Below are 25,068 nucleotides of genomic sequence, written 5' to 3' on the forward strand. Positions count from 1 at the left end.
TACGCCTATGGTTTCGGCCGGGAACAACAAGACCTCAGGGAGCCCTCTCATGCCATTCAACAAACCCGAAACCCAGCTGCAAGGCATCACCGATCTGGTGCTCATCACCCCGGTCAAAGCTGGTTTTGTGACGGCTTTTGAAACCATCAGCTACGTCGACCGCCTGCGCCGCGTGCTCAAGTCTCTCAACGCCCTGCGTCTGGGCGCGCGCGAGTCCAGCGAGGTGCCGGGCCTGTTCACCGATGTGGTGAGCCGCTTCCGCATCGTCCACTCCTTCCGCTGGGCCATCATCGAGCCCAAGCCCGACGCCCCCCTGGGCGAGCCGCACAAGCTGCTGCTCAATGTCTGCTTCGACGGCGGCTGGGAGCCCTATATGCGGGTGATCTGGGACCAGCTGGGCAGCATGCTGGACCTGATCCTCTGCCATGCGGAGGGCTATCACCTGTCCCGGGAAACCAGCTTCGAGCGCTACAAGCAATGGGTGCGCGAGCACGAGATCTCGGCCGACTTCCTCTACTTCGAGTCCGGCCGCAGCACCAGCGACCACGAATACCTCGCCGCCCTGGAATGGCAGCAGCGCGAGCTGCATCCCAGCAATGATCTGCTCGCCACCCAGCTGCACACCGGCCTGCCCGGCGCCAGCAATCCCCTGCCTGACACCAGCCAGATGCCAGCACGAATGGCCATGGCCGTGCGCGGCCTGCCGGCCCTGGCCACGCTCTACACCCTGGACCGCTACTTCCTGGCCGGTGCGCCCGACGGCTATTGCCTGATCCGCGCGGCGCGCGACATCCTCTTCGAGCTGGTGGAGCTGGACACCGCCACCCTCTTCCCGCCCGCCAGCCCCTTGCGGGAGGCCTACTACCGCATGCTGGACTGGTTTGAGCAAGCGCCGCCCAAGGTCGAGCTGCCCGCCCGGGCGCTGGACTACAGCGATGCCGACATCCAAGGCGGCATGCTCAGCGCCTACCCCGATCTGCAAGGCGGCGCCATGGTGTTGCTGCGGGTGACGCAGGCGGCCAAGGCCGTGGCCTATCTCAGCAACTTGTCACTCAATAGCGAGGCCGACACGGTGGCCGGCAAAAAGCCTGCCGACGGCTTCTATCGCAATCTGGCGCTAAGCCTCAGCGGCCTGCGGGCCCTGGGCGTTAGCAACACGCGGCTGGAGCGATTCCCCCAGCCCTTTATCGAAGGCATGGAAGCCCGTGCCGGCGTGCTGGGCGATGTGCGCCACAACCACCCGCGCTACTGGAAGCTGCCCACCCGCAACTGGCCCGAGTCCAAGGCCGACGGTCGGCCGGTGGACTTAGGCGCCGTGCATGTGCTGATCCAGCTGCGCCACGGCGCCCTGCCCGCGGGCAGCAGCTTGAATGCCGCCATCGCTCAGCTGGAACAAGACACGGGCTTGCAGGTGCTGTCGGTGCAAGCCATGCGCCGGGGCATCAACCCCAAGAACCCGCAGCAGACGCGCGAGAGCTTTGGCTTTGTGGACGGCATCAGCCAGCCCCAGGTCGGCCAGCCTCAGCGCCAAGGCCCCGGTCAGCCCTGGTCGGACGCGGTGCACCGTGGCGAGCTGCTCCTGGGCTTCCGCACCGACCGCGATACCTGCGCCGTGCCCGAGGCGGCCGATGCCTTGCTGGACAAGGGCACCTTCCTGGTCGTGCGCAAGCTGCGCCAGTATGTGGATCGCCTGCACAACTGCCTGGACGCCCAAGCCCCCCAGCTGGGTCTGAACCGTGAAGAACTGCTGGGCAAGATGATGGGCCGCTGGACCGACGGCACGCCGCTGGCCGCGCCCAGCATTGGCGCGACCAACGGCTTTAACTACAGCGAAGACGCCAAGGGCTCGGCCTGCCCCTTCCATGCGCACATCCGCCGCGCCAACCCACGCACCGACATCCCCGGCCTGCCCGTGCCCCGCATCCTGCGGCGCGGCATGTCTTACGGCCCGGCCCACGGCACGAGCGAGAACGAGACACCCGATGCCGAGGACCGCGGCCTGATCTTCATGGCCTACAACGCCAATCTGGCCGAGCAGTTCGAGATCATTCAACGCTGGATCTCCGGCGGCAATGCCAGCGGTGGCTATGCCGGCCAGGCCGACCCCTTCCTGGGCGTGGCCGTGCCGCAAACGCCGGCCGCCAAGGCCCTGCCCTCCACCACCCCACGCATCTACCGCTTTGAGCATCAGGGTGAGGTCAAACATCTGAACCTGGGCGACCAGCCCTTTGTCGAGCTGCAATGGGGCGCCTACTTCTTCGTGCCCTCGCTGCAAGCCCTACGCCTGCTGCCGGCCCTGGTGGAGCTGCCCGCCTTCCCAACACCCATCGCCCTGCCCAGCCGCGCCCCCGATACGGCCGATGCCCAGGCCTGGCAGCAATGGCTGGAGGACAGCAGCAGCCGCGACGCCGCCTGGGCCTATGTGCGCAGCCAACCCGGTGGCGTGCTGCGCACCGCTTACGGCGTGCTGGTGGGCGAGGCGCGCGAGGTCTGCGAGGTCTTCCGCGACCGCGAGTCGCGTTACTCGGTGACGGGCTATGGCTCGCGCATGGCCCAGTCCATCGGCCGTGGCTATCTGGGCATGGACGAGGACAGCGGCCATGCCGAGCAAGCGCCTGCCATCAATGCGGCGATCGAAAGCATCGACGAAGCCAGCGCCTTCGCCGCCGCCCACGCGGTGGCGGCCGCCGTCGTCGCCCGGGTGCGCGGCGGCGCCCAGCAGCTGCATCTCAAAGAAGCCTTGCTGGATGTGGAGCAGCTCTCGGAGCATGTGCTGGCGGCCTTGTGCAAAACCTGGTTCGGCCTGCCCGATGGCCAGGCCATGTGGGGCACCGAGTGGCATGCCAAGCCAGCCGATGGCCAGGAAGCACCGCGCTGCCCGCGCGACTTCTTCGCCGTCTCACGCTTCGTCTTCGGCCCCCATCCCAGCGAGGTGGTCGGCAAGGTGGCGAGCAAGAAAGGCCAGGGCCTGCAAGCCGCCGTCAAGCAGTGGCTGGCCGCTCAAGCGCCCGATGCGCCCCTGCCCAAGCTGAGCCAGGCGATCAAAGACGCGCTGCAAGGCCAAAGCGGCCAAGACCCCGACATCATCCCGCGCACCATCGCCGGCATCATGCTGGGCTTCCCGCCCACCGTGCATGGCAACACCCTCGCCTGTCTGGGGGCCTGGGTCCTTAGCAAAAAGCTCTGGGATGTGCAGCAAGACTGGCCGCGCTTTGCCGCCGGCACGCCATCCGCGCAGGTTTATGCCCAGGCCGTCGCCGCCCTAAGGCCCACCCTGCTCGCCACCATGGTGGGCCGCCCGGTGCCGGGCATGGTCTGGCGCACGGCGCGCAAGCCCCATCGAATCGGCGCAGTGGAAGTGCAGCAGGGCGACACCGTGATCGTGGGCATCGCCTCGGCCACCCAGCAAGACCCTCGCAATCACACCCTGATGTTTGGCGGCGACCGCCGCGACGCGGTCTTGCCCGCCCCCCTGCACGCCTGCCCGGGCTATGCCATGGCCATGGGGGTGATGCTGGGGGTGGCGGCGGCGGTGCTGGAGGCCGGCACTCTGCGATTCACGGGCTCGCCGACGGTGTTGGGCTTACAAGTCTGAACGCAAGCGCCTGACCTCACCCAAGTGCCAGGCCATGCCCAGGCGGCCAAACGCCGCTTCGGCCTGATCCAGCTCAGGCTCGGCGCGGCGTCCCAGCATCTGCGCCAGCTCGGCGCGGCAAAGCTGGTTCACCGCCAACTCATGGGCCGAGCCGCGGCGCCGGGCCACCTGGTCGGCACGGGCCAGATAACGCTCAATTTCAAGGTCTCGCTGGGCCTCGCTCAAACCCTGCCTGGCCATGGCCGGGCAGGCCGTCAAGCGTGCGGCGGCGCGGTAGGCCATGGCCACGCCGATCAAATCGTGCTGGCGCGCGCGGCACAGGGCCTGGGCGATGTGGTGGCGGGCCAGGCTGGCCTCGCCCTGGCTGACCAGGATTTCGGCCAGCCAGCCATGGTTGAGCGAATTGAACAGGCCGCCGCCGCGCGGGGCCAGCCAATGTGTGGCATTGAGCAAGTCCTGCCGCGCCACCGGTGAACGGCTGGCCATCCACAGGCCGTAAGCCTGGGCGGCATGGCCCATGGCACAGGTGAACAGGCTGCGCACCAGGGTGCCGATGCGACGTGAATCGGCGGCGCAGACCTGCGCCTCACTCCAACGCCCCTGCCACAGCAGCACGGCGGCACGCCAGCCTAGGATGGACGCCTCCACCGCATGGTTGCTGCCCTGGATGCTGGACAGGGCCTCGTCGAAGGCCGCCTGCGCCTGGGCGAACTCACCTCGGTCGCCCAGCACATAAGCACGGCAGGCCAGCGAGTAGGCCAGGCCCACGGGCGGGCGGCCGGGGCGCTGACGCGGGCGTTGAAAGGCGATGGTGCCGTCCAGCAATTGCAGGGCGGCCTCGTAGTCGGCGGCGGCGGCCCGCACCTGGCCCAGGGTGCCATGCAATTGGGCCAGCAAGGCGGCGTCCCCCCCCTGCTCGGCCGCGGCCAAGCCGCGTTCGCAGTGCAGGGTGCTGGCGCGGGCCTGGCCCAGGGCATAGCTGACATAGCCCAGCCAGTACTCGGTGCGGGCGATCAAGTCCGGATTGCCGCTCAGCTGGGCCAGCTTGGCGGCATGCTGCATCACCCGCAGATCGGCACGCGAGGCGTCGAACACGCAGGCCATGCCGAAGCGCAGGGCGATGGAGATCCAGCGCAGCGCCACCTCGTCGGTTTGCGGCAGATGCTCCAAGGCCTCCAGCACTGCACGGTATTGCTTCTTGGCGCGGTCCAGGGCCGAGCTGGCCAGGGCCTGGTCGCCCGCTTGCTCGGCATGATGGGCGGCGGCTTCCCACTGCTGGGCGGCGCGGCTGTGATAGGCCAGCAGCTCATTGGCCGGCTCCTCGCGCACACCGTCTTGCGGCACTGCAAGCAGCTCGGCCAGGATCTTGCGATGCATGGCCTGGCGGGCTTGCAGGCCGATGGCCTCGTAGACCACATCACGGGCCATGCCGTGCTTGAAGCGCAGCTGGCCGGGGCGCTGGGCGGGGAAGACAAAATCCTGTTCGGCCAGGCGGCGCACGGCCGGGTGCGACTCGTCACAGCCGGTGACGCGCTGCAAAAGCCAAACCGGGATCACATTGCCGATGACGGCCGCGGTGCGCAGCAGCTCGGCCTCATCGGCCGGCAAGCGCGCCATCCGCGACTCGACCAGAGAAGACAACCAGGCGCTGCCCGAGCCCACCTGCTTGCCCAGGCTGCTGCCTTCGGGCGAGGCCGCATGGCTGGCAAAGGCGCCGAAATTGCGCGCTGCTTCCTCGGCGCTGCCCTCGTGCGAGAGCGCATGGCACAGCTCCTCGATAAACAAGGGGTTGCCGCCGGCGTGGCGTTGAATCTCCGCTGCCCAAAAGGGGTCGACATGGGGTAGCAGCTGGCTGGTGGCGTGCAGAGACTCCTGCTCGGTGAAGGGCTGCAACTCATGCACCTGCACCTCGGCGTCGCTGCGCACCTTGGCAGCCTGGCTGATCAGCTCGGGCAGGCTTTCCAGCGAGTTCTGGCTGTGCGGACGGGTGGCCGTCAACACCAGCAGGGGCAGCTTGAACTCGGCCGCCACCGCGCGCAAGCGGTGCAGCAAGGCTACGCTGGCATCGTCGGCCCATTGCAAATCGTCGATGAAGAGCAGCTGGGGCAAGTCGCTGGCCAGCTCCATCATCAGGCTCAGCACCGCCTCGGCCCGCGCCTTGGGCTGCAGCTGCAGCACCGCCTCGGCGGCCGGCTTGCCCGGACCCTGCAGGCTGCGCAGCATCTGCAGATAGGGCTGCAAGGGCTCGGCGCTGAGGTGCGACTCGCAATAGCCACGGTGAATCTGGCAATGCTCATCGGCGGCGCGCTGCAAGAACTCCTCGGTCAAGCGCGTCTTGCCCACGCCAGCGCCGGCGCGGACGCTGATCCAGCGCGGGCGCCCGGCACAGGCCGCATGGAGGGCCTGCTCCAGCAAGCTCATCTCAAAGTCACGACCGACGAAGGGTGTCAGGCCACGCTTTTGGCTGGCCTCAAAACGGCGTTTGATGTCGTTGCGGCCCAGCACCTTGCACACCGACAAGGGCGTGGCCCGGCCCCGCACCAGCAGGCTGCGGCGCTCATCCAGCTGAAAGAACTGGCCTTGCAGGCCCAGGCTGACCTCGCTGACCAGGATTTCGTCGGCAGCGGCCGCCTCGCACAGGCGGGCGGCGATATTGGGCACATTGCCCAGCAGCTCGAAGCGGCCGCGCACCTCGTCGCCCGCCTCCATCAGCACCAGGCCGGCGTGGATGCCGGAATGCAGTGTCAGGCTGCGGCGATGCGGCCAGCAAGGCGCGCCCGAGCTGGGCCGCATGGCGCGCACGGCTTCGTGCAGGTCGAGGGCGGCGTAGGCGGCGCGGCGGCCGTCGTCCTCGCCGCTATTCGGATAGCCAAAAATGGCCAACATGCCATCGCCCTGGATGCGCACCACCATGCCGCCGTGTTGCCGCACTAGGCCCTGGTAGAGGCCGCGCAGCTCGCTCAGCATCAAGGCGTAGTCTTCCGCCTCCATGGCATCCGCGAGACGTGTCGACTCGGACAAATCTGCAAATAACAGGGTCAAGTTGCGCCGCTGCCCTAAGACCCCCAGCGCCGGCGCGATATCGGACTGAATGGTCATGCCTCAGCTCTCGTTCGCATGCGCGCGTGGTTCCCTACCAACGCTGCGCAGCGCCATCCTACCGCTTGACGATGGCCTCGGCACTATTCACGTTCTAAGTTCGTGCAATTGGGGTCGAAAACTTGTGCATTTCCTCTTCTTGCAGCCCCAAATAGATGGGCTCGCCCCGCCGACGGTGGATATTGATCTTGGCGTTATAGACCCGGTGCGGCAGGCCATGCTTATCGCTGATCTCGAATTCGCTGATGCCGAACTCACCCCGCTCGTCCCGCCTGCCGGTCAGGTAGCAAGCGATCTCATCGATCTCCGCCCCACCCAGATTGAGCCCGCCCAGCTGCTTGAGCGGGTTGCGGGCGCGCTCGACAAAGCCCAGGCTGTCGATGCGGCGCTGCTGCCCGTCCTGCTCATCGCGCATCAAGGTGCTGAACTTACCCACCAGGATCTGCCCCGGCAGGGCGCGCTCCAGCATACGAGCCAGCTCGATGGTGACCTGCCCGACCAAATAGCTGAAGGAGGTGGGGTTGAGCCCCTCCGACTGATAAAACTCGTAGTGCGAACCGACGTGGAAGGCGGCGCGCAGCTGCGGCACCGACTCCGGCCGCTGCGCTCGCTCTCTGGCCAGGGCGTTGTCCGCCAGGATGAATTGCAGCAGCTGGTAGAGCTCCACATTGGCCTCGATGCCGCGCATGCGGTTCCAGATGTAGAAGCCGTCGCCGGTGGTGGTGCGGGCGAAGTTGATATTGATCTCGCGGTCCAGCAGCTTGGCATAGGCCGCATTGACCGAACAGGACAGGCTGTTGAGCTGCACCACCTGCTGCAAGGGCGTCAGCAAGGAAAAGCCCACGGTGTCGAACAGGATCACCGCCCGGTCTTCCACCAGGCGAATGCCATAACGCGCCACGATGGCCGCCACCAGGCTCAGCCCCAGGCCGGCGCTGGGCGAGAAAGGCAGGGCCAGTTGCACCGGTTCCAAGCCAAACTCGGCCGCCAGGCGCTCAAACTGGGTATCGGCCAGGTGGCCGGGTTGGGCCAGCACCTCGTCGAGCAAGCGGCTGCGCCGCTGCACCTCGGCCGCAGGCAGGGCCTCACCGCCGGCCTGGGACTGACCTTGCACATACTCGGTCAGCAAGGGATGGGGGGCGAGCAAGAGCCGCAGGCCTTGCGGCAGGGGTGTCCAGGCATAGACCAAGTTCTCACCCAGATTCCAGAGGCCGTAAAGCAGCTGATCCAGGGTGACGATGTGGTCGCGCAACTCCGCCTCGCTCAAACCCTCAGGCAAGGCATAGGCCATAAACCCGTCCAACCAGGATTTGCGCTGGCGAATCACCTCATTCAAACGCGTACTCGCACCCATGCCTCAACCTCTTTGCAAAACGATGCGCCCGGCCCTCTTGCAGCCGGCGCCGCGCGCATTGTCAACGAGCCAGCTCGCCACCGAGGGGCAGACTTGGGCCTGTGGCGCTGGGTGTTTCACCTAGCAAGGTCTGGATGCTGGGCAATAGCTCTTCCAGCAGGTTTTCCTTCTTGATCAGGCAGGAGACGCCCAGGGACAAGGCCTGCTCATGCAGCTGCTCGCTGATATAGCCCGAGGACAAGAGCACCGGCAGGCCGGGGTACTGCTGCAGCACGGCATTGGCCAGGCTGAGCCCATCGCGTTCGGGCATGTGGTAATCGCTGATCAAGGCCGCCACATCCTGGCCCTCGCTGTCCTGCAGCAGGTTCAGAGCCTCATCGGCGCTGCAGCAAAGGCCGACCCGATAGCCCGCGCGTAAAAGCAAGCCCTCCACCGTCAGGCGCATCACCTCGTCGTCGTCCACATAAATCAGGCGCTGGCCCAGTGGCGCTTGCTTGGCTTTGTTGTGGTCCGGCGTCTGTGCCAAAGCCGCAGGCGTGAGCGGCTGGGGGGCGGGCATGGGCAAGACCTGACCCTCGGCAATCGGCAGATAGACATGGAAGCAGCTGCCCTTGCCCAGCACGCTGTCGATGGCGATGGCACCATGATGACTGCGCACAATGCCATGCACCACGGCCAGACCCAGGCCGGTGCCCTGATCAATCGGCTTGGTGGTGAAGAAGGGCTCGAAGATGCGCGCCTGGGTCAGGGCATCGATGCCGCAACCGTCGTCACGCACAAACAGCTCGGCATAGGGCCCGGCCGGCATCTCCAGCTCGGGCCTATCGGCCGGCAGCTGCGCCCGCCGCAGACCCACATGGACATGGCCGCCCTGGGCCGGCAAGGCCTGCCAGGCATTGGTGCAGAGATTGAGCAAGACCTGCTGCAACTCGCTGGCATCGGCCTGCACCAGCAGATCGCCGTCCAGCGCATCCAGCTGCAGGCTCACACCCTTGGGCAGGCTGGCGCGCAGCAAGGCCAGGCTTTCACCGATTTGCTCGCCCAACTCAAGCAGCTCCAAGGCGTGCGGCTGGTGGCGGCTGAAGGCCAGCATCTTGCGCACCATATTGCGGGCCCGCTCGCCACCCCGGCTGATCAAGCGCATATGGCGCATAGCCGGATGGTCATCGCTGAGCTGCTCGCTGGCCAGGCTGATATTGGCCAGGATGGCGCCCAAAACATTGTTGAAGTCATGCGCGATGCCGCCAGCCATGGTGCCCATGGCCTCCAGCTTCTGCGCCTCACGCAGCTGCGACTCCAGCTTGGCGCGGGTGGCCTCGGCCTGCACCCGCTCGCTCAGGTCCACATCCACGCAGTAGAGAAAAGCCTCGCCGCTGCGGCTGCGCTGCATGGCGTGGCTGGAGAACACCGGCACGTCCGAGCCATCCTTGTGGCGCAGCACCAATTCCTCGGAAGGCACGCTGACCACGCCCGACTCCAGCCATTGCCGCGTGCCCTGAATCACCAGCTCGCGCATGGCGGGCGGGATGATCAAGTCTTCCAGCTGCCGACCGATGGCCTCGGCGGCGCTATAGCCATAGAGCTTCTCGCTGGCCTTGTTCCAGAAGATCACCCGGCGCTGGCTGTCATAGCCCTGCACCGAAACCTTGTCCACACCTTCGATCAGCGAGCGAAAGCGCATCTCGCTTTCCTGCAGCACTGCCTCGGTGATCTTGACCGCACTGATATCGCAGAAAGCGCCTTCACTGCCCTTGAGTTGGCCCGAGGTTTCCAGCAGGGGCGAGACCTGCAAGCGCACCCAGCTCTCGGTGACGCCGGGCCGGGCCAGGCGTAACTCCAGGGAATAGGCGCGCGCCTGTGTCTCACACAGGGCCTGGGCCTGCTCGGCCTGGGCACGGTCGTCTGCATGCAAAAACGCCCAGCAGTCCCGCAGGGTCTTCAACTCACCGGGCTCGGCACCCAGGATCTCGTGCACTTTGGGGCTGGCATGGAAAAGCCCTGCAGGTCCGCTCTCCTGCAGCCATGCCCCCAGTTCGGAAAAACGCGCCGCAATCTGCAGCAAGCGTTGTTCCACTGCAAGGCTCGGTACTGCCTGAGCCCTACTCGCAACACCCATTCAATGTTCTCCTTGGCGCGACCCCAATCGTCGCGCGCTTCCGTTCATCGACAAGCGTTTCGCCAATGCACTCAAGCATTGGTCAAATCATCGACTGAAACAGGGAGGACTTTAATCCCAAGGACTGCGGAGGGTTGGATTCAAAGTTCAAGCCGAATCGCAGTGGCGCGAGGCCAACAGACTTTTTCACGACACTGCGACTCGGTTCGAGGACTTCAAACCCTGCTCAGAAAAATCTTTCACTAACGCCAAAACTACCCGGCTTCACAGACTGATTCAAAAACTGCATCAAATTCACGCTCGCTCATAAGTTTCAAGGCGGGGTCAGGTCTTGCGCGCCAAGCGGCTCAACCGCGGCGAGGCTGGGCCTTGGCGATCAGCACGGTTTGGGCTTGCGGCAGCGCGGCCTGTTCGACGGCGGGAGCCGAGGTCGAGCTGCCGGTGACCACCACACGGGGCAGTTGCACCACGGGGCTGGCGGGAACCGATTTGGCCGTCACCACGACGCGGGGCAGCACATGGACCACGGTCTCGCTGGCGGTTTGGGCTTGCGGCGCGGCGCTGGCCCAGGCGGCGGCCAGACTCAGAGCCAGGGCAAGGCTGGAACGCAGGGCGGTGCGGCTGAAAGACGAAGTGCTCATGGTGATCTCCTGTTGGGTTGCTCGATGCAGCAAAACCTGCTTCGATGAACTCAGTGTCGAGAAAACCCCGGGCGCGTGCCCGCCTCTTGCGACGAACAGCGGGCTTGCGCGTTTGAACTGCTCAGCCGCGCGACGAAGGGTTTACCCTGGACCCCAAAGACCCGGATCGCGTGCTTTTTTGGCAGCCCGCGCCGCACAAGCGCTCGAAACAGGCCTGTTTGCAGGGCTTGAGTACGCAAAACAGGCGAAACCCTTGAGTCGTCCTATGATGACCGGTTGTTTTTTCACTTCTGCCCTTGCTACCGCAGTTTCATTCCGCCATGTCCGACGTCGATTCCCGCCCTGCCTCACCTCCTGCGGATGTGCCGATGATCCGCGTGCGCGGCGCACGCACCCACAACCTCAAGAACATCGACGTCGATCTGCCCCGCAACAAGCTGGTGGTCATCACCGGCTTGTCGGGTTCGGGCAAGTCCAGCCTGGCTTTCGACACCCTGTATGCCGAAGGCCAGCGCCGTTATGTAGAGAGCTTGTCGGCCTATGCGCGGCAGTTCCTGCAGCTGATGGACAAGCCCGATGTGGATGTGATCGAGGGCCTGTCGCCCGCCATCTCCATCGAGCAAAAAGCCACCAGCCACAACCCGCGCTCCACCGTGGGCACGGTGACCGAGATTCACGACTATCTGCGCCTGCTCTACGCCCGCGCCGGCACACCCTTCTGCCCCGACCACCACCTGCCCCTGGAGGCGCAAAGCATCGGCCAGATGGTGGACGCCGTGCTGGCCATGCCCGAGGACAGCAAGCTGATGCTCTTGGCGCCGGTGGTGCGCGACCGCAAGGGCGAGTTCCTGGACCTGTTTGAACAGATGCAGGCGCAGGGCTATATCCGCTTCCGCGTCGACGGCCAGACGGTGGATGCGCCGGACTTCCCGGCGCTCAAGAAAACCGAGAAGCACGATATCGATGTGGTGGTGGACCGCATCAAGCTCAAAGCCGACAACGCCGAGAGCTTGCGCCAACGCCTGGCCGAGAGCTTTGAGGCCGCCCTGCGCCTGGCCGAGGGCCGCGCCCTGGTCTTGAATATGGACAGCGGCGCGGAGCAGATCTTCTCCAGCAAGTTCGCCTGCCCCATCTGCAGCTACTCCCTGCCCGAGTTGGAGCCGCGCCTGTTCTCCTTCAACTCACCGGTGGGCGCCTGCCCTTCTTGCGAGGGCCTGGGCCAGATGACGGTGTTCGACCCCGAGCGCGTGGTCGCCTTCCCCACGCTGAGCCTGGGCAGCGGCGCGGTCAAGGGCTGGGATAGACGCAATGCCTACACCTTCTCCATGCTGGAGGCGGTGGCCGCGCATTACCAGTTCGACATCGAGCTGCCTTTCGAGCAATTGCCCGAGAACGCGCGCCAGGCCCTGCTGTATGGCTCCGGCGAGGAAGAGATTCAATTCGTTTATCAGGCGGAGAGTGGACCGTCGGGCCGCAAGCGCTCGGTCAAGCGCAGCCACCCGTTTGAAGGCATCCTGCCCAATCTGCAGCGCCGCTTCAAGGAGACCGACTCCACCGCCGTGCGCGAGGATCTGGCCCGTTATATGGCCGCCAAGCCCTGCCCGCATTGCGAGGGCTCACGCCTGCGCCGCGAGGCCCGCCATGTGGTGCTGCAACCGGCCGACGCCGAACCCGGCAGCAAGGGGCGGCCGATTTACGAGGTTGAACACTCGACCCTTCGCGATTGCCTGCATTATTTTGAAGGGCTCAAGCTCAAGGGCGCCAAGGCCGAGATCGGCGACAAGGTGGTGCGCGAGATCACCTCGCGCCTGCGCTTTCTCAACGATGTGGGGCTCAACTATCTGAGCCTGGACCGCAGCGCCGATACGCTCTCGGGCGGCGAGGCCCAGCGCATCCGCCTGGCCTCGCAGATCGGCTCGGGCCTGACCGGCGTGATGTATGTGCTGGACGAGCCCAGCATCGGCCTGCACCAGCGCGACAACGACCGCCTGATCGCCACCCTGCGCCGCCTGCGCGATCTGGGCAATACGGTGATCGTGGTCGAGCACGACGAAGACGCCATCCGCGCCGCCGACTATGTGCTGGACTTGGGGCCAGGCGCCGGCGTGCACGGCGGCCACATCATTGCCCAGGGCACGCCTGATCAGGTCGCCAACAACCCGGCCTCACTGACCGGCCGCTACCTCTCGGGCACGGCCAAGATCGAAGTCCCCAAGCAGCGCCACCAGGTCAGCCCGCAGGCCGAGCACCAGGCGCTGCGCATCGTCAACGCCCGCGGCAACAACCTCAAGGGCGTGACGGTGGAGATTCCCGTGGGCTTGTTGACCTGCGTGACCGGCGTGTCCGGCTCGGGCAAGAGCACCCTGGTCAATGACACCCTCTACACGGCCGTGGCCAAGAAGCTGTACCAAAGCCATGCCGACCCCGCACCACATGACGAGATCGAAGGCCTGGACGCCTTCGACAAGGTCATCAATGTGGACCAGAGCCCTATCGGCCGCACGCCCCGCTCCAACCCCGCCACCTACACCGGCTTGTTCACGCCCATCCGCGAGCTGTTCGCCGAGATGAACACCGCGCGCGAACGCGGTTATGGCCCCGGCCGCTTCAGCTTCAATGTGGCCGGTGGCCGCTGCGAGGCCTGCCAGGGCGACGGCGTGCTGAAGGTGGAGATGCACTTCCTGCCCGACGTCTACGTGCCCTGCGACACCTGCCACGGCGCGCGCTACAACCGCGAGACCCTGGAGGTGCTTTACAAGGGCAAGAACATCACCCAGGTGCTGGGCATGACCATCGAGGACGCCCACCAGTTCTTCAGTGCCGTGCCGGCCCTGGCGCGCAAGCTGCAGACCCTGCTGGACGTGGGCCTGGGCTATGTGAAGCTGGGCCAGAGCGCCACCACGCTGTCGGGTGGTGAGGCACAGCGGGTCAAGCTGGCATTGGAGCTGAGCAAGCGCGACACCGGCCGCACCCTCTACATCCTGGACGAGCCCACCACCGGCCTGCACTTTGCCGACATCGCCCTCTTGCTCAAGGTGCTGCATCAGCTGCGCGACGCGGGCAATACCATCGTCGTGATCGAGCACAACCTGGACGTTATCAAGACGGCCGATTGGCTGATCGATATGGGCCCCGAGGGTGGCTCTGGCGGCGGGCAGTTGCTGCTGGCCAGCACGCCGGAACAGCTGGCCGCGCATGAGGGCAGCCACACCGGCCGCTATCTCAAGCACTTGCTGGCCTGATGTAAGAAGCCACTCTCAAATGACAAACGGTGCGCCAAGGCGCACCGTTCTTTGTTTGGGCAGACGACCGATCAGGCCTTCTTACGGCGGCTGGACAAAAAGCCCACGGCCAGCAAACCACCCAACATCAGGGCCCAGGTTTCGGGCTCGGGCACGCCGGGCGTCACCGGAGGAATGACGGGCGGGGTCGTCGTGCCGGGAGGCAGACTGGGCACAACAATGGGGCCGATGCCAGGTCCACCGGTTCCGCCGCCCCCGGGGAAGATGGTGCCGCCGCCGGGCGTGGTGCCGGGCAGACCATCCAGACCCGAACCGCCACCGGCCACCTGGGCAAAGCTGCCAGGTGAGTTGGGTGTAGAAAGCGGACCGGCGCCGGTAGGCTCCATGTCCAGCGGTGTCTGCGGTTCGACCATGTCCTGGGCCGAGGAAGCCACGTTCTGCGCGCCACCTGGCGCTGCGGCACGGCCGGGCACGCGGTTGATGCGGCTCACATTGCGGCAGACGGTGGGCACCAGAATGCACTGGTTCTCTTCGCAGTAAACCAGGCCGCGCTCTTCCGCCTTCTGCGTCCACTTGGCGCGGCTGACGGTCTTGCAGACATTGTTGGCGCCGAAGTGCATATCGCGGATGTCGGCACCGTACTGGGCCTTGCCCTTGATGCCATCACGCTGAATGCTGACCAATTCGTCGTAGTCGCGCTTCTTCATGCGCTCTTTCAAGCGCTCACGAACCGCCACCGGGATGTCGGTGTAGCGATCCACGGCCGCCACCACATCGCCCATGAAAGGATTCACGCCCGGCTTGTCCCAAGAGCAATGCGGCAGGACGGCGCCGGAAGCCGCTCCTGAAGCCGCGAGTGCGAGTGTTGCAAGCAAAGACATAGACGATCCTGACTGGTTTAATTTGATAATATCTGCTGAAATGATTCAGTAAATTTATCGAAGCAAGAAATACAGTATTCGGAGAAACCCTCTTCTTCTGAGACTCGCTATGTGCGTAGTGTAATAAGGACCCCAGGCGAGATTGCGCATCCGCGCAACAGCCAGACAAGGGCCGGTGAGGAAAATCACGATTTTGCCGATTTACCCCCCCTGTTCTCGGGGTGCCCCACAAGCGAGTCCCGATGCACTTCGCACCCTGTTCCGCCTCGATGCCTTGATCACGCCTTCCTCATGCGGCCGGAATCACGCTCCTTGAGGGGCAGCTAGCTAGGCTCACCTCGACTGATCCGACCCCGCCACCTTCTTTCCTTCTATTCAAACTCGTCACTCATGCAGCTCGATTCGGCACCGCAAGTGCTCTATGTTGAAGACGACAGGATCAATATCGTCCTGATGGAAGAAGTCTTCCGACGCCTGCCCGGCTGGCAGCTGATTTGCGCGGAGTCAGGCGCCGAGGCCATGGAGTTGCTCAAGAGCCAGCCCTTGCCCCAGCTGCTGCTGATCGATATGAATCTGCCCGACACCAATGGCTTGGCACTCTTCCAGCAAGTGCGTGCCCAAGCCCATTGCGCGGCCCTGCGCTGCATTGCGCTGTCGGCCGACGATCAGGCCGAACAAGTGCATGCAGCCTTGCAGGCAGGTTTCGGCGACTACTGGGCCAAACCCATCGATGTAACGCGCTTCGTCAGCCTCTTGCAGCAAGACCTTGCCGCTCAAGCAAGCAGGTAGAAAGTTCTTTTTTGCCCGAAAAAAAGGCCCGGAAGAACCGGGCCCGCAGACGCTTGAGCAGCACCGCCGAGCACAAGGCCAGCGGGGCTCAGCGCATTACTTCAGATGGCTGTTGATCAGCTTGGTCATCTCGAACATATCGGCCTTGGCCTTGCCGAAGATTTCCTTCAGGGCGGCGTCGGCAACGATGATGCGCTTTTGCACTTCGTCCTGCAGCTTGTGCTTCTTGATGTACTCCCAAACCTTCTTGGTCACATCGGTGCGGGGCAGCGGAGCTGCGCCGACGATGGCGGCCAGAGCGGCGCTGGGAGTCAGTGCCTTCATGAAGGCAGCGTTAGGCGTGCGCTTCTTGGCAGGAGCTGCAGCCTTCTTGGCCGCAGGAGCTTTCTTAGCAGCGGGGGCAGCCTTCTTTGCAGGAGCTGCTTTCTTCGCCGGTGCCGCAGCCTTCACGGCCACTTTCTTAGCCGCAGGGGCCTTTGCCGGTGCCGCTTTTTTAGCGGGCGCGGCCTTCTTCGCAGTTGCCATTTCAATTCTCTCCATCAAAGTGTTGTTGATGTGCTGGGTCCGGGTGAAGACCGCATAAGCCTTCAATTCTCTCTAGCACCTAGCGAGGGCAATGGTACTGCGCACCTTCTGCATTGAGAAGGCTTTCACAGGGGAAGCGAGCGCGATCACGCCCGGAATTGACCCTTGTTTACCCTGGGTGTCGCGCACCCGCATCACTTAAACACAGTGGATGGCTCAAACACCTCTTGGCCAAAGCAAATGCGGGCCCGCATCGGCCAAGGTCTTGCAGCCGCACAAGGCCATGGCAATCTCGAGTTCATCGCGCAAAAGCCGCAAGCCATGGGCCACACCGAGCGCGCCCGCTGCCGCCAGCGCATGCACATAAGGTCGACCGAGCAGCACCGCATCGGCACCCAGGGCGATGGCCTTGAGCACATCGCTGCCGCGCCGGATACCGCCGTCCACCAGCAGCGGATAGTCGGCGCCCAGCGCCGCACGAACATCTGCTAACAAATGCGCCGTGGCTGGCACCGTGTCCAGCGTGCGCCCGCCGTGATTGGAGACGACCAGACCCGCCGCACCCAAGCCCTGTGCCTGCACCGCATCCTCGGGATGGGTCACGCCTTTGAGCAGCAGGGGCAGCTTGCTGTGTTCACGCAGCCAGGCGATCTCGGCCCAGGTGGCGGCACGCGGCATCAAGCCGTCGAACAAGGCGCTTTGCCCTGCTTGCAGATCCAAGGGCTTTTTGAGCCCGCCGAGATTAACGGCACGGATGTGCTCCGGCAGCTTGAAGCCCGCACGGCGCTCACGATCCCGCGCGCCATGCACAGGGGCATCCACCGTCAGCACCAAGGCCTCAAAGCCGGCTTGTTCGATGCGCTGCAAAAGCTCGCGCATAAAGCCTCGGTCATCACGCCAGTAGAGCTGGAACCACAGCGGCCCGCTGCCCGGCTCATTCGCGAAGACCCGCGCCACCGGCTCCATGGCCACACTGGACTGAGCACTCAAGACCATGCCTGCACCCTGCGCCGCCGCGGCATAGGCCGAGGCCAACTCGCCATCGGCATGGGCCAGTTGTTGGTAAGCGATGGGCGCCAACAGCACCGGCTGTGCCAGTTCGCGGCCCAGCAAACGCACTCGCGTGTGGCCACCGCTCAGATCGCGCAGCACGCGCGGGCGCAGGCCCAGCCGATCCCAGGCGGCGCGATTGGCGCGCAGCGTGATCTCATCGGCCGCGCCGCCGTTTAAATAAGCCCAGTCTTGCGGCCGCATCGCAGCCTGGGCATGGGGCTCGAAGTCGGCCAGATTGACGACGCCTTCGGGAATGCTTTGCAGGGCAGACAAGCTCATGTGTCGGCCCACATGCGCAGCAGGTTGTGATAGGTGCCGGTGAGCTGCACCGCGGCTTCGCTCTCACCATGCTCACCGCGCAAACGCATCAAGGCCTGATCCATTTCAAACAGCAGGCGGCGCTGCTCATCGCCACGCACCATGCTCTCGATCCAGAAAAAACTGGCCAGCCTGGCGCCGCGCGTGACCGGCTCGACCCGGTGCACGCTGGTGCCGGGGTAGAGCACCGCATCGCCCGCGGCCAGCTTGACGCGCTGCTCGCCATAGGTGTCGGCGATCACCAGCTCGCCGCCCTCGTAATCTGCCGGCTCGGCCAGGAACAGGGTGCAAGACAGGTCGGTGCGCACACGCTGACCGGTGCCAGGCGCATAGCGGATGGCCTGATCCACATGATTGCCGTAGGTATTGCTGGCCCCACCGTAGCGGTTGAACATGGGCGGCAAAACCCGCTTGGGCAAGGCCGCCGAGAAGAAGCTGGTGTTGCGCTCCAGCGCACCCAGCACCAGGGCTTGCAGCTGACGCGAAGTTTCAGACAAGGGTGCGAGCTGCTCGTTGTTCTTGACCTGCAAGGCCTGCGGGCCGGCAGTCAGGCGTCCGTCCTGCCAATCGGCGTCGGCCAGCAGAGCTTGAGCCTGGGCCAGGGCTTGAGGACTCAGGACTTGGGGAATTCGAATCAACATGGGCGGGCTCGCAAGTCTTTCGGCAAAGCGCTCAGGGCCACAGCAGAAGCTGCGGCCCTGAGTATTTCAAAGCAACAAGATCATCAGAACTTGTGCGCGAAGGTCAGCTGATATGTGCGCGGCTTACCTGGCACATAGTGGCCACGGTAGAGCACATCGGCATACAGCTCGTCGGTGATATTGGTGGCATTGAACTTCAGCGACAGATTGCCGTTGGTGTACTCCGCCATCAGGTCCGCCGTCACGAAGCTGGGGGCCACGATGGTGGGCGACAGCTGCGGGCTATCGCTGCTACGGGCATTCAGGCCACCGCCGACGCGCCAAGCCTCGTTCAGCTTGTAGGTGGTCCAGATCGTGCCGCTATGACGCGGGGTCAAGCCGGGGCGCGAACCCACCGCCTCACCTTGCAGGCTGACACCGTTGACGGCCGAGCCCTTGTCCACCTTGGCATCGGGGATGAAGGCATAGGAGCCGTAGACCTCCCATTGCGGTGTGATGCGGCCGGAGATATCAAACTCCAGACCGGCAGCATGGCGGGCACCGGACAGGACGTAGTTGGTTGGGTCCACCGTCAGCTCGTCACGATTGCGCTCGTTGTACTTGTCGGTATAGAACAAGGCAAAGCGGGTGCTCATGCGGCCGTCGAAGAAGTCCAGCTTGGCGCCCAGCTCGGTGTTGCGACTGCCTTCGGGCGGGGTGTTGCTGCCCAGCGGGTCGAAGCGATAGGTGTCACCCGAGGTGTTGAACGAGGTGCTGTACGACAGGTGGTAGGACTGCGTGGCGCTGGGCTGATACAGCAGGCCGGCACGCTTGCTCCACAGCGAATCGACGCGGGCGCGGGTGGCCTCAATCTGGGTCACCTTGTCGGCCGCATTGCGCAACTCGGGCTGCCAGTAAGTGCCATCGAAGCGGTCCCAACGCAGGCCGCCCAAGAGCTTCCAATGCGGGCTCAGTTGCAGCAAGTCCTGGGCGTAGATGCCCACTGATTTGGCGTCGAAATTGCTCGTCAGACGGGTGACGCGGCGCGACTCATCCACCCAGGCGCCGTCGTTAGGCGTGCCAATGGTGGTGGTGGGCTTGGGCATCACCGGGCTTTGCGGCGAGATGCCAAAGTTGTTGAACTTCTCACGCGCCAGATCCACGCCGGCCTGGATGCTGTGGGTGAATCCGAACCATTGGTGCTTGCCGCTGTAGTCGCTCTGCAGATAGGCCGTGTCCATGTTCTGGATCTTGGCGTGCACGCCGCCACCCGAACGGGCCAGCACGGTCTGATCATTCAAGGTCTCGGCCGTCACCGGCGCGGTGAAGCGGATGGCGCTGGCGCGTTGGTCGCGGTCGATCGTCGCCAGGCGCAGCGTGGTCTTGATCTCATTGCTGCTGCTGAAGCGGTGGGTGTGGCTTAGCGTGCCTTGGGTGAGGGAGCCGGCGTTGTAGTCGCTGGCGGCGCCGTAGTAATTGCGCGCATCGATGGGCAACATCACCCGGGTCGGATCGGTCTTGGACTTCGCGATCCAGGGCAGGCCGTAGTTGATGCCGTTGTTGTTGTCGAGGTAGTAGGCGCTGATCAGCACCTCGTCCACATTGCCGATACCAAAGCGATAGGCTGCGGCCACACCCTTCTTGTCAATCTTGTTGCCGTAGTTCTTGGCGTCGGTGACCATGGCGTTGACACGCAGTGCGGACTCGTCACCGGTACGGATATTGGCATCGGCGGTCAGGCGCAGATAGTTGCCCGAACCCAGCGTTGCGGCGACTTCACCTTGCGTCACCAGCAGGGGCTGCTTGCTGACCTGGTTGACGGCGCCGCCGGTGGAGCCGCGACCAAACAGCATCGAGGCCGAACCGCGCAGCACTTCCATGCGGTCGTAGTTGAAGGTGTCACGCTCGTAGAAAGCGGGGTCACGCATGCCATCGGAGAAGATGTCTCCGGTGGCTTGCAAGGAGAAGCCGCGCAGACGGATGTCTTCCTCGCCGCCCTCGGCCGCCATGAAGCTGATGCCGGCGGTGTTTTTCAGCGCTTCCTTCATGGTGTCCAGATTGCGGTCATTGATCAGCTTCTCGGTCACCACCGTGACCGACTGAGGAATGTCGCGAAGCTCTTGCTTGCCCTTGCCGATGCGGGTGTCCACGGCTTGGTAGTCCTCTTTGCCGGCGCGTTCGGCGCTGGCGCGGGCGCGCACGATGGGCAGGGCGGTTTCGGCCTTGGCGTCGTTCTTGGTCTCGGCCTTGGTTTCAGCCGCAGCAGGGGCCGTGCTGGTCTGAGCCAGGGCGGCCGAGGCCAGGCCGAAGCCGGCGGCCAGAGCGCCCAAGGGCAGCAGCGCGGATGCGGGGCGCTTGAGATTGCGGGACATGGTGGATAACTCCTGAATTGATGTGAGCTCGGGCAAAGGCAACGCTGAATAGGTTCCCGTGATGTGGCGCGCCACGATTCGGGAGGACCAACAAGGCGCAAACCGCAGCCATAGCCGTAGCTATGGCGAGGATTTGCAACGCTGTTGGACGCCCGAAGCGGGGATGCGCCGCGCACGAGGGACTTGTTCAGCGTTGCCTAAAGCTGCGCCGAGGCCGTCTCTTGTGGACGGCGCTTGCTTGTTCAAAGACTTGGCTGGCGGAAGGCTGGCGAGGAAGAAAAATCGGGTATGTGGGCGGTCGACGATCAGGGCCGCTCGGGCTCGCTGACGAAGCCGACCTTGCTGAGGCCAGCCTTGCTGGCATCGGCCAGGGTCTCGGCCACCAGGCGGTAGGCCACGTCCTGATCTGCGCGCAGATGCACCTCGGGCTGGCTGGCCTTCTGGCCTTCGACGGCGAAGCGGGCAGCAGCCTCAGCTCGGCTGATGGGCTGGCCGTCCCAGAAGCGCTGGCCCGCGGCGTCGATGCTGAAATCGATCTTCTCGGCCTTCAGCACATTGGCGCTGGCGCTGGCCTTGGGCAGGTCCAGCTTGACGGCGTGGCTGAGCAGGGGCGCGGTGACGATGAAGATCACCAGCAGCACCAGCATGACGTCGATCAGCGGCACCATATTGATTTCGGCCACTGGGCCGGCCGAGCGTTTGCTGTCAAAAGAAGCGAAAGCCATGATGAATGCTCCGCTCGCTCTTAGGCCGTGGCCGGCTTCAGCGGCCGAACATTGGCGGTCTGAGCCACGGCGGCACCCGGCGCTTCGCCCAGGGTCAGGAAGCTGTGCAACTCGTAGGCAAAGGCGTCGAGGCGGCCGCTCAGCACGCGGTTGCTGCGGCTGAAGGCGTTGTAAGCCATCACGGCGGGGATGGCGACGGCCAGGCCCAAGCCGGTCATGATCAAGGCCTCGCCCACCGGGCCGGCCACCTTGTCCAAGGTGCCTGCGCCCGTCATGCCGATGGCGACCAGGGCGTGATACACGCCCCACACGGTACCGAACAAGCCCACAAAGGGAGCGGTGGCGCCGATGGTGGCCAGAGTGGTCAGACCGGACTCCAGGCGGGTGGTTTCTTCGTCCAACACTTTCTTGATCGTGCGGGTGATGAAGTCATTGGCCGAACCGGCCTCGGCCAAGCGCGCTGCGCCGTGGCGAGCATGATGGGCCTGGGCATGCAGAGCATGGGCGCTCAAGTGCGAGAAGGGATCGCGCGCGCCATGGGTGCTGATCTCGGCCTGCACCGCGTCCAGCGAACGCGCATTCCAGAAGAAGTCCAGGAACTGGGTCGCGCGCTTGCCCTTCACGTACTGCGTTATTCCCTTGGCAGCGATCAAGGCCCAGGAGGCCACCGACATCAAGACCAGCACGGCCAGCAAAAACTTGCCAACGAAGTCGGATTGCGCGATGAAGTGGCCGAAGCCAACAGTGCTTGTGGGTTCCATAGTCTCGAAATTGGGGTCAGAGTGAATTTTTGATGGGCGGCGAAAGCGAAGCGGCGCGGGCCGCCTTAGCGATCAAGCTCGTAAGAAAGCAAGGCGGTGGTTTCCACCAGCACCGGCTGGCCGTTCTCGATATGGGGCGCGAAACGGGCGCTGCGTATGTCTTCCAGCGCCTGTTTGTCCAGGCGCTCAAAGCCCGAGCTTTTCTTCACGCTGGCTTCTTGCAAGCGGCCCTTGGCATCGACCACGATGCGCAGATGCACGAGGCCGCTCTCGCCCAGGCGGCGCGAAAGCAAGGGCACGGTCATGCGAGGCTCGGCCAGATAGCGCAGAGCGCTGGGCGCGATTTGTTTAACGGCCGGCGCGGCGGGCGCCGCTGGCGCGAGCGATTGCGTAGTGGGCGCGGCCAGGGCAGGTGCTTTCTCCAGCACTTGAACAGGCGCGGGGCTGGGCTCGCGCGCGGGCTCGGCCTTGATCGCCACAAAGCTCTCGGCCGCGGCCGGGCTTTCGGCCACCAGCAAGGGTTGGGTCTTGACCGGGCGCGGCTGCGGGGCGGCTGCGGCAGGCGTCGGCGTCTGGGTCGGCTGCGGGCGGGGCTGCGGTGGCGGCGGCACTTCCTGCGGCTGCACCGGGGCCACCATGCTGACCATCAAGGGCTGGGCTGCCACGGGCGCCGGCACCTGGGTCACCAGATTCAGCAAGGCCCAGATGGCGGCCGCATGGACCAACAACATCACAAGCCCGGCGCCCCACTGCAGTTCGCGGCTCAGCGCCGGCTGGGGCCGCAATCCTTGCGAATCGACCACGGCTACGGCGCGCAAGGGCTGCGGCTTGGCAGCCGAGGGCGCTGCCGCGGCGAGGGCGGGCAGTGAATCTGCGCTGGCGATGGAAACAGACAAGGAATTCACAAGAGTTGCGGCGGGCAGCCGGGTCAGAATTCACAAATCATAACACTAATGAGAACGATTCTTATTTGTGCAAATCAGCAACACAAGAGATATCTGCGCACAAAAAGCTAGGGATCGCAGGGCACGGCGCCGTCTTGGACACAGCCGAGCGCAAGCACGCCCGGCGCCAGGCCATGAAAAAAGGCCCAAGCGCATACGCGCTTGGGCCTTGATTTGGGAGGCCGGGGCCTGGGGCAGGAGCAGGTTCTTTGCGAACCCACCCCGCCACGGCCGATACGGCCAGTCGCCTGAGGATTACTTCTCTTCGGCGATCTTGGGAGCAGTCTTCAAGCTCCAGACCATGGTGATGGCCAAGATGCCGACCACCACACCCAGGGACACCATGACCGGGATCTTGTAGATGTCGATCAACATCATCTTGGTGCCGATGAAGGCCAGGATCACCGCCAGGCCATAGCTCAGCAGGTGGAACTTGGAAGCCATGGCAGCCAACAGGAAGTACATGGCACGCAAACCCAGGATGGCGAAGATATTGGAGGTCAGCACGATGAAGGGGTCATTCGTGATGGCAAAGATCGCCGGGATGGAGTCCACCGCGAAGATCACGTCCGTCATACCCACCAGGGCAATCACCAGCAGCAAAGGCGTGGCCAGCTTCTTGCCGTTTTCGATGGTGAAGAACTTCTCACCGTCGAAGTTCTTGCTCACCGGCATGGTCTTGCGCAGCAACTTCAGAGCCGGGTTGGCTTCCAGATCAGGCTCTTGGCCCGAAGCCCACCACATCTTGATACCGGTCAGCAGCAAGAAGGCACCGAAGATGTACAGCACCCAGTGGAACTCGGCGATCAGCCAGCCACCCACCAGAATCATGCCGGTACGCAGCACAATGGCACCGATGATGCCGTACATCAGCACCCGCTTCTGATAGGCCGCAGGCACGGCGAAGTAGGTGAAGATCATCAGGAAGACAAAGATATTGTCGACCGCCAATGACTTCTCAATCAGATAGCCGGTCAAGAACTCCAGCGCCTTGGTATTGGCCAGCGCCACATCACCCGTGCTGTCTTTGACCGCCCACCAGAACAAACCGTTGAAGGCCAGGCTCAGAGCCACCCAGACCAGAGACCAGTTGATGGCCTCCTTGACCGAGACCTCGTGCGCGCCTTGCTTGCGCAAGACGACGAAGTCCACGAACAGGGCCACCACAACGGAGCCCGCAAAAAAGAACCATAGCCAAAGAGGCGCAATCGTACTCATCCAGAGTCTCCCGCTAAAAAACCATCACGAACCGGACACGACCCAGCTGGCTCCAGCCAGAGTCTGACTGAAACCAGGGCCAAGGCCAAGGCAGAAAGGTCTTGCGGGACAGGATGCGGGTGTCTTTTGTCAGACCACCAATCACCAGCTGCAGGGCCCGGGTGTCTTCACAGACGCCGTGTTGACGGACCGTTGCCACGACCGCAGCCTGATTCTGAAGAATTCAGACTTTGAGCCGCGTAGCTACTCCCCTTTCGGAAGTACGCATTCTAGCAAAGATCAGGCAAGACCTGCCCCCGCCACGGGCTTAAGGGCCGTGACGGGGTGCACGGATAGGGCGAATACGCGGGGCAGTAGGCGCCGGATACAGTACGCTTGAGAGGCATGTCGGCGGCGGTGTTGACCCGCAGACCCCTCCCCGTCAAAAAGAAAACAAGGACCCGTCCGAGATGATGAAAACATTGATCCGTTGGCTTTTGCTGGCCGGCGCCCTCTTGCTGGTGGCCCATCTCTACCCTGGCGTGGTGGTCAAGAGTTTCACCTCGGCCCTGATCGCGGCGGCCGTGCTGGGCTTGCTCAACACCTTGCTGCGGCCGATTCTGGTGCTGCTGACCCTGCCGGTCACGGTGATCAGCTTGGGGCTGTTCCTGTTTGTGATCAACGCGCTGATGTTCTGGTCGGCCGCCTATCTGCTCAGCGGTTTCGGCGTGGAGAGCTTCACCGCCGCCCTGATTGGCTCGCTGATCTACAGCCTGTGCGGCATGTTGATCGACACCGTCATGGAGCGCTTGTTCCCGCCCCAGGACTGAGGCGGG

The 25,068-nt window shown here is 64.4% G+C and carries 17 protein-coding genes; 4 read left to right on the forward strand and 13 right to left on the reverse strand.

The genetic code is table 11. The features are described 5' to 3' along the window. The first annotated feature begins 49 nt into the window (after positions 1–49). Entirely contained in the window at positions 50–3,595 is a 3,546-nt protein-coding gene (locus DBR47_RS08770) for a Dyp-type peroxidase (protein ID WP_124449040.1), read from the forward strand. Here the strand turns inward: DBR47_RS08770 and DBR47_RS08775 are convergent. The 4 genes from DBR47_RS08775 to DBR47_RS08790 form a co-directional block, all read right to left on the reverse strand. Beyond that, positions 3,584–6,694 carry an AAA family ATPase gene (locus tag DBR47_RS08775; protein ID WP_124449042.1) on the reverse strand — a complete coding sequence of 1,037 codons (3,111 nt, stop codon included), beginning with the start codon at positions 6,692–6,694 and terminating at the stop codon, positions 3,584–3,586. The two genes, DBR47_RS08770 and DBR47_RS08775, sit on opposite strands and share 12 nt — an antisense overlap. A 94-nt stretch (positions 6,695–6,788) precedes the next feature. Next, entirely contained in the window at positions 6,789–8,048 is a 1,260-nt protein-coding gene (locus tag DBR47_RS08780; protein WP_124449044.1) for a hypothetical protein, read from the reverse strand. Positions 8,049–8,109: 61 nt separating this feature from the next. Then, complete coding sequence (locus tag DBR47_RS08785; protein WP_197046950.1) at positions 8,110–10,122, reverse strand: PAS domain-containing sensor histidine kinase; 2,013 nt, start codon at positions 10,120–10,122, stop codon at positions 8,110–8,112. A 389-nt stretch (positions 10,123–10,511) separates the two neighbouring features. Next, positions 10,512–10,805 (reverse strand): hypothetical protein, encoded by a 294-nt coding sequence (locus DBR47_RS08790; RefSeq protein ID WP_124449048.1) that lies wholly within the window; start codon positions 10,803–10,805, stop codon positions 10,512–10,514. Between the two features lie 320 nt (positions 10,806–11,125). On the opposite strand from DBR47_RS08790, the gene uvrA reads away from it, so the two are divergent. Beyond that, positions 11,126–14,047, forward strand: coding sequence for an excinuclease ABC subunit UvrA (gene uvrA / locus DBR47_RS08795; RefSeq protein WP_124449050.1), 2,922 nt, complete (start codon positions 11,126–11,128; stop codon positions 14,045–14,047). A 71-nt stretch (positions 14,048–14,118) separates the two neighbouring features. Here the strand turns inward: uvrA and DBR47_RS08800 are convergent, their stop codons facing one another. Further along, entirely contained in the window at positions 14,119–14,928 is an 810-nt protein-coding gene (locus DBR47_RS08800) for an MHFG family PEP-CTERM protein (protein ID WP_255420741.1), read from the reverse strand. A gap of 390 nt (positions 14,929–15,318) precedes the next feature. Here DBR47_RS08800 and DBR47_RS08805 point away from each other — a divergent pair, with 390 nt between their 5' ends. After that, a complete protein-coding gene (locus DBR47_RS08805) occupies positions 15,319–15,717 on the forward strand; it encodes a response regulator (protein ID WP_124449054.1) in 399 nt (132 codons plus the stop codon). 96 nt (positions 15,718–15,813) lie between these two features. Here the strand turns inward: DBR47_RS08805 and DBR47_RS08810 are convergent, their stop codons facing one another. The 8 genes from DBR47_RS08810 to DBR47_RS08845 form a co-directional block, all read right to left on the reverse strand. After that, a complete protein-coding gene (locus DBR47_RS08810; protein ID WP_124449056.1) occupies positions 15,814–16,242 on the reverse strand; it encodes an SWIB/MDM2 domain-containing protein in 429 nt (142 codons plus the stop codon). Positions 16,243–16,458: 216 nt separating this feature from the next. Then, positions 16,459–17,574, reverse strand: a complete 1,116-nt coding sequence (locus DBR47_RS08815) for an alpha-hydroxy acid oxidase (RefSeq protein WP_124449058.1) — start codon at positions 17,572–17,574, stop codon at positions 16,459–16,461. Continuing rightward, a complete protein-coding gene (locus DBR47_RS08820) occupies positions 17,571–18,254 on the reverse strand; it encodes a Fe2+-dependent dioxygenase (protein ID WP_124449060.1) in 684 nt (227 codons plus the stop codon). The genes DBR47_RS08815 and DBR47_RS08820 overlap by 4 nt, the downstream gene beginning before the upstream one ends. 83 nt (positions 18,255–18,337) lie before the next feature. Further along, positions 18,338–20,605, reverse strand: a complete 2,268-nt coding sequence (locus DBR47_RS08825) for a TonB-dependent siderophore receptor (RefSeq protein WP_124449062.1) — start codon at positions 20,603–20,605, stop codon at positions 18,338–18,340. 305 nt (positions 20,606–20,910) lie between these two features. After that, positions 20,911–21,330 (reverse strand): biopolymer transporter ExbD, encoded by a 420-nt coding sequence (locus DBR47_RS08830; protein WP_124449064.1) that lies wholly within the window; start codon positions 21,328–21,330, stop codon positions 20,911–20,913. Positions 21,331–21,350: 20 nt separating this feature from the next. After that, the gene (locus DBR47_RS08835; protein WP_124449066.1) at positions 21,351–22,091 is read right to left on the reverse strand and encodes a MotA/TolQ/ExbB proton channel family protein; all 741 of its coding nucleotides are present in this window, start codon (positions 22,089–22,091) and stop codon (positions 21,351–21,353) included. 65 nt (positions 22,092–22,156) lie between these two features. Beyond that, a complete protein-coding gene (locus DBR47_RS08840; protein ID WP_124449067.1) occupies positions 22,157–22,996 on the reverse strand; it encodes an energy transducer TonB in 840 nt (279 codons plus the stop codon). A gap of 294 nt (positions 22,997–23,290) precedes the next feature. After that, positions 23,291–24,253 carry a TerC family protein gene (locus DBR47_RS08845; protein WP_124449069.1) on the reverse strand — a complete coding sequence of 321 codons (963 nt, stop codon included), beginning with the start codon at positions 24,251–24,253 and terminating at the stop codon, positions 23,291–23,293. Between the two features lie 452 nt (positions 24,254–24,705). Between DBR47_RS08845 and DBR47_RS08850 the strand changes: the two genes are divergently transcribed. Beyond that, positions 24,706–25,062: a phage holin family protein gene (locus tag DBR47_RS08850; protein ID WP_124449071.1), complete on the forward strand. Its 357-nt coding sequence runs from the start codon at positions 24,706–24,708 to the stop codon at positions 25,060–25,062. Positions 25,063–25,068: the final 6 nt, after the last annotated feature.

This window comes from Paucibacter sp. KBW04 (genome assembly GCF_003852425.1).
Lineage (GTDB): Bacteria > Pseudomonadota > Gammaproteobacteria > Burkholderiales > Burkholderiaceae_C > Paucibacter_A.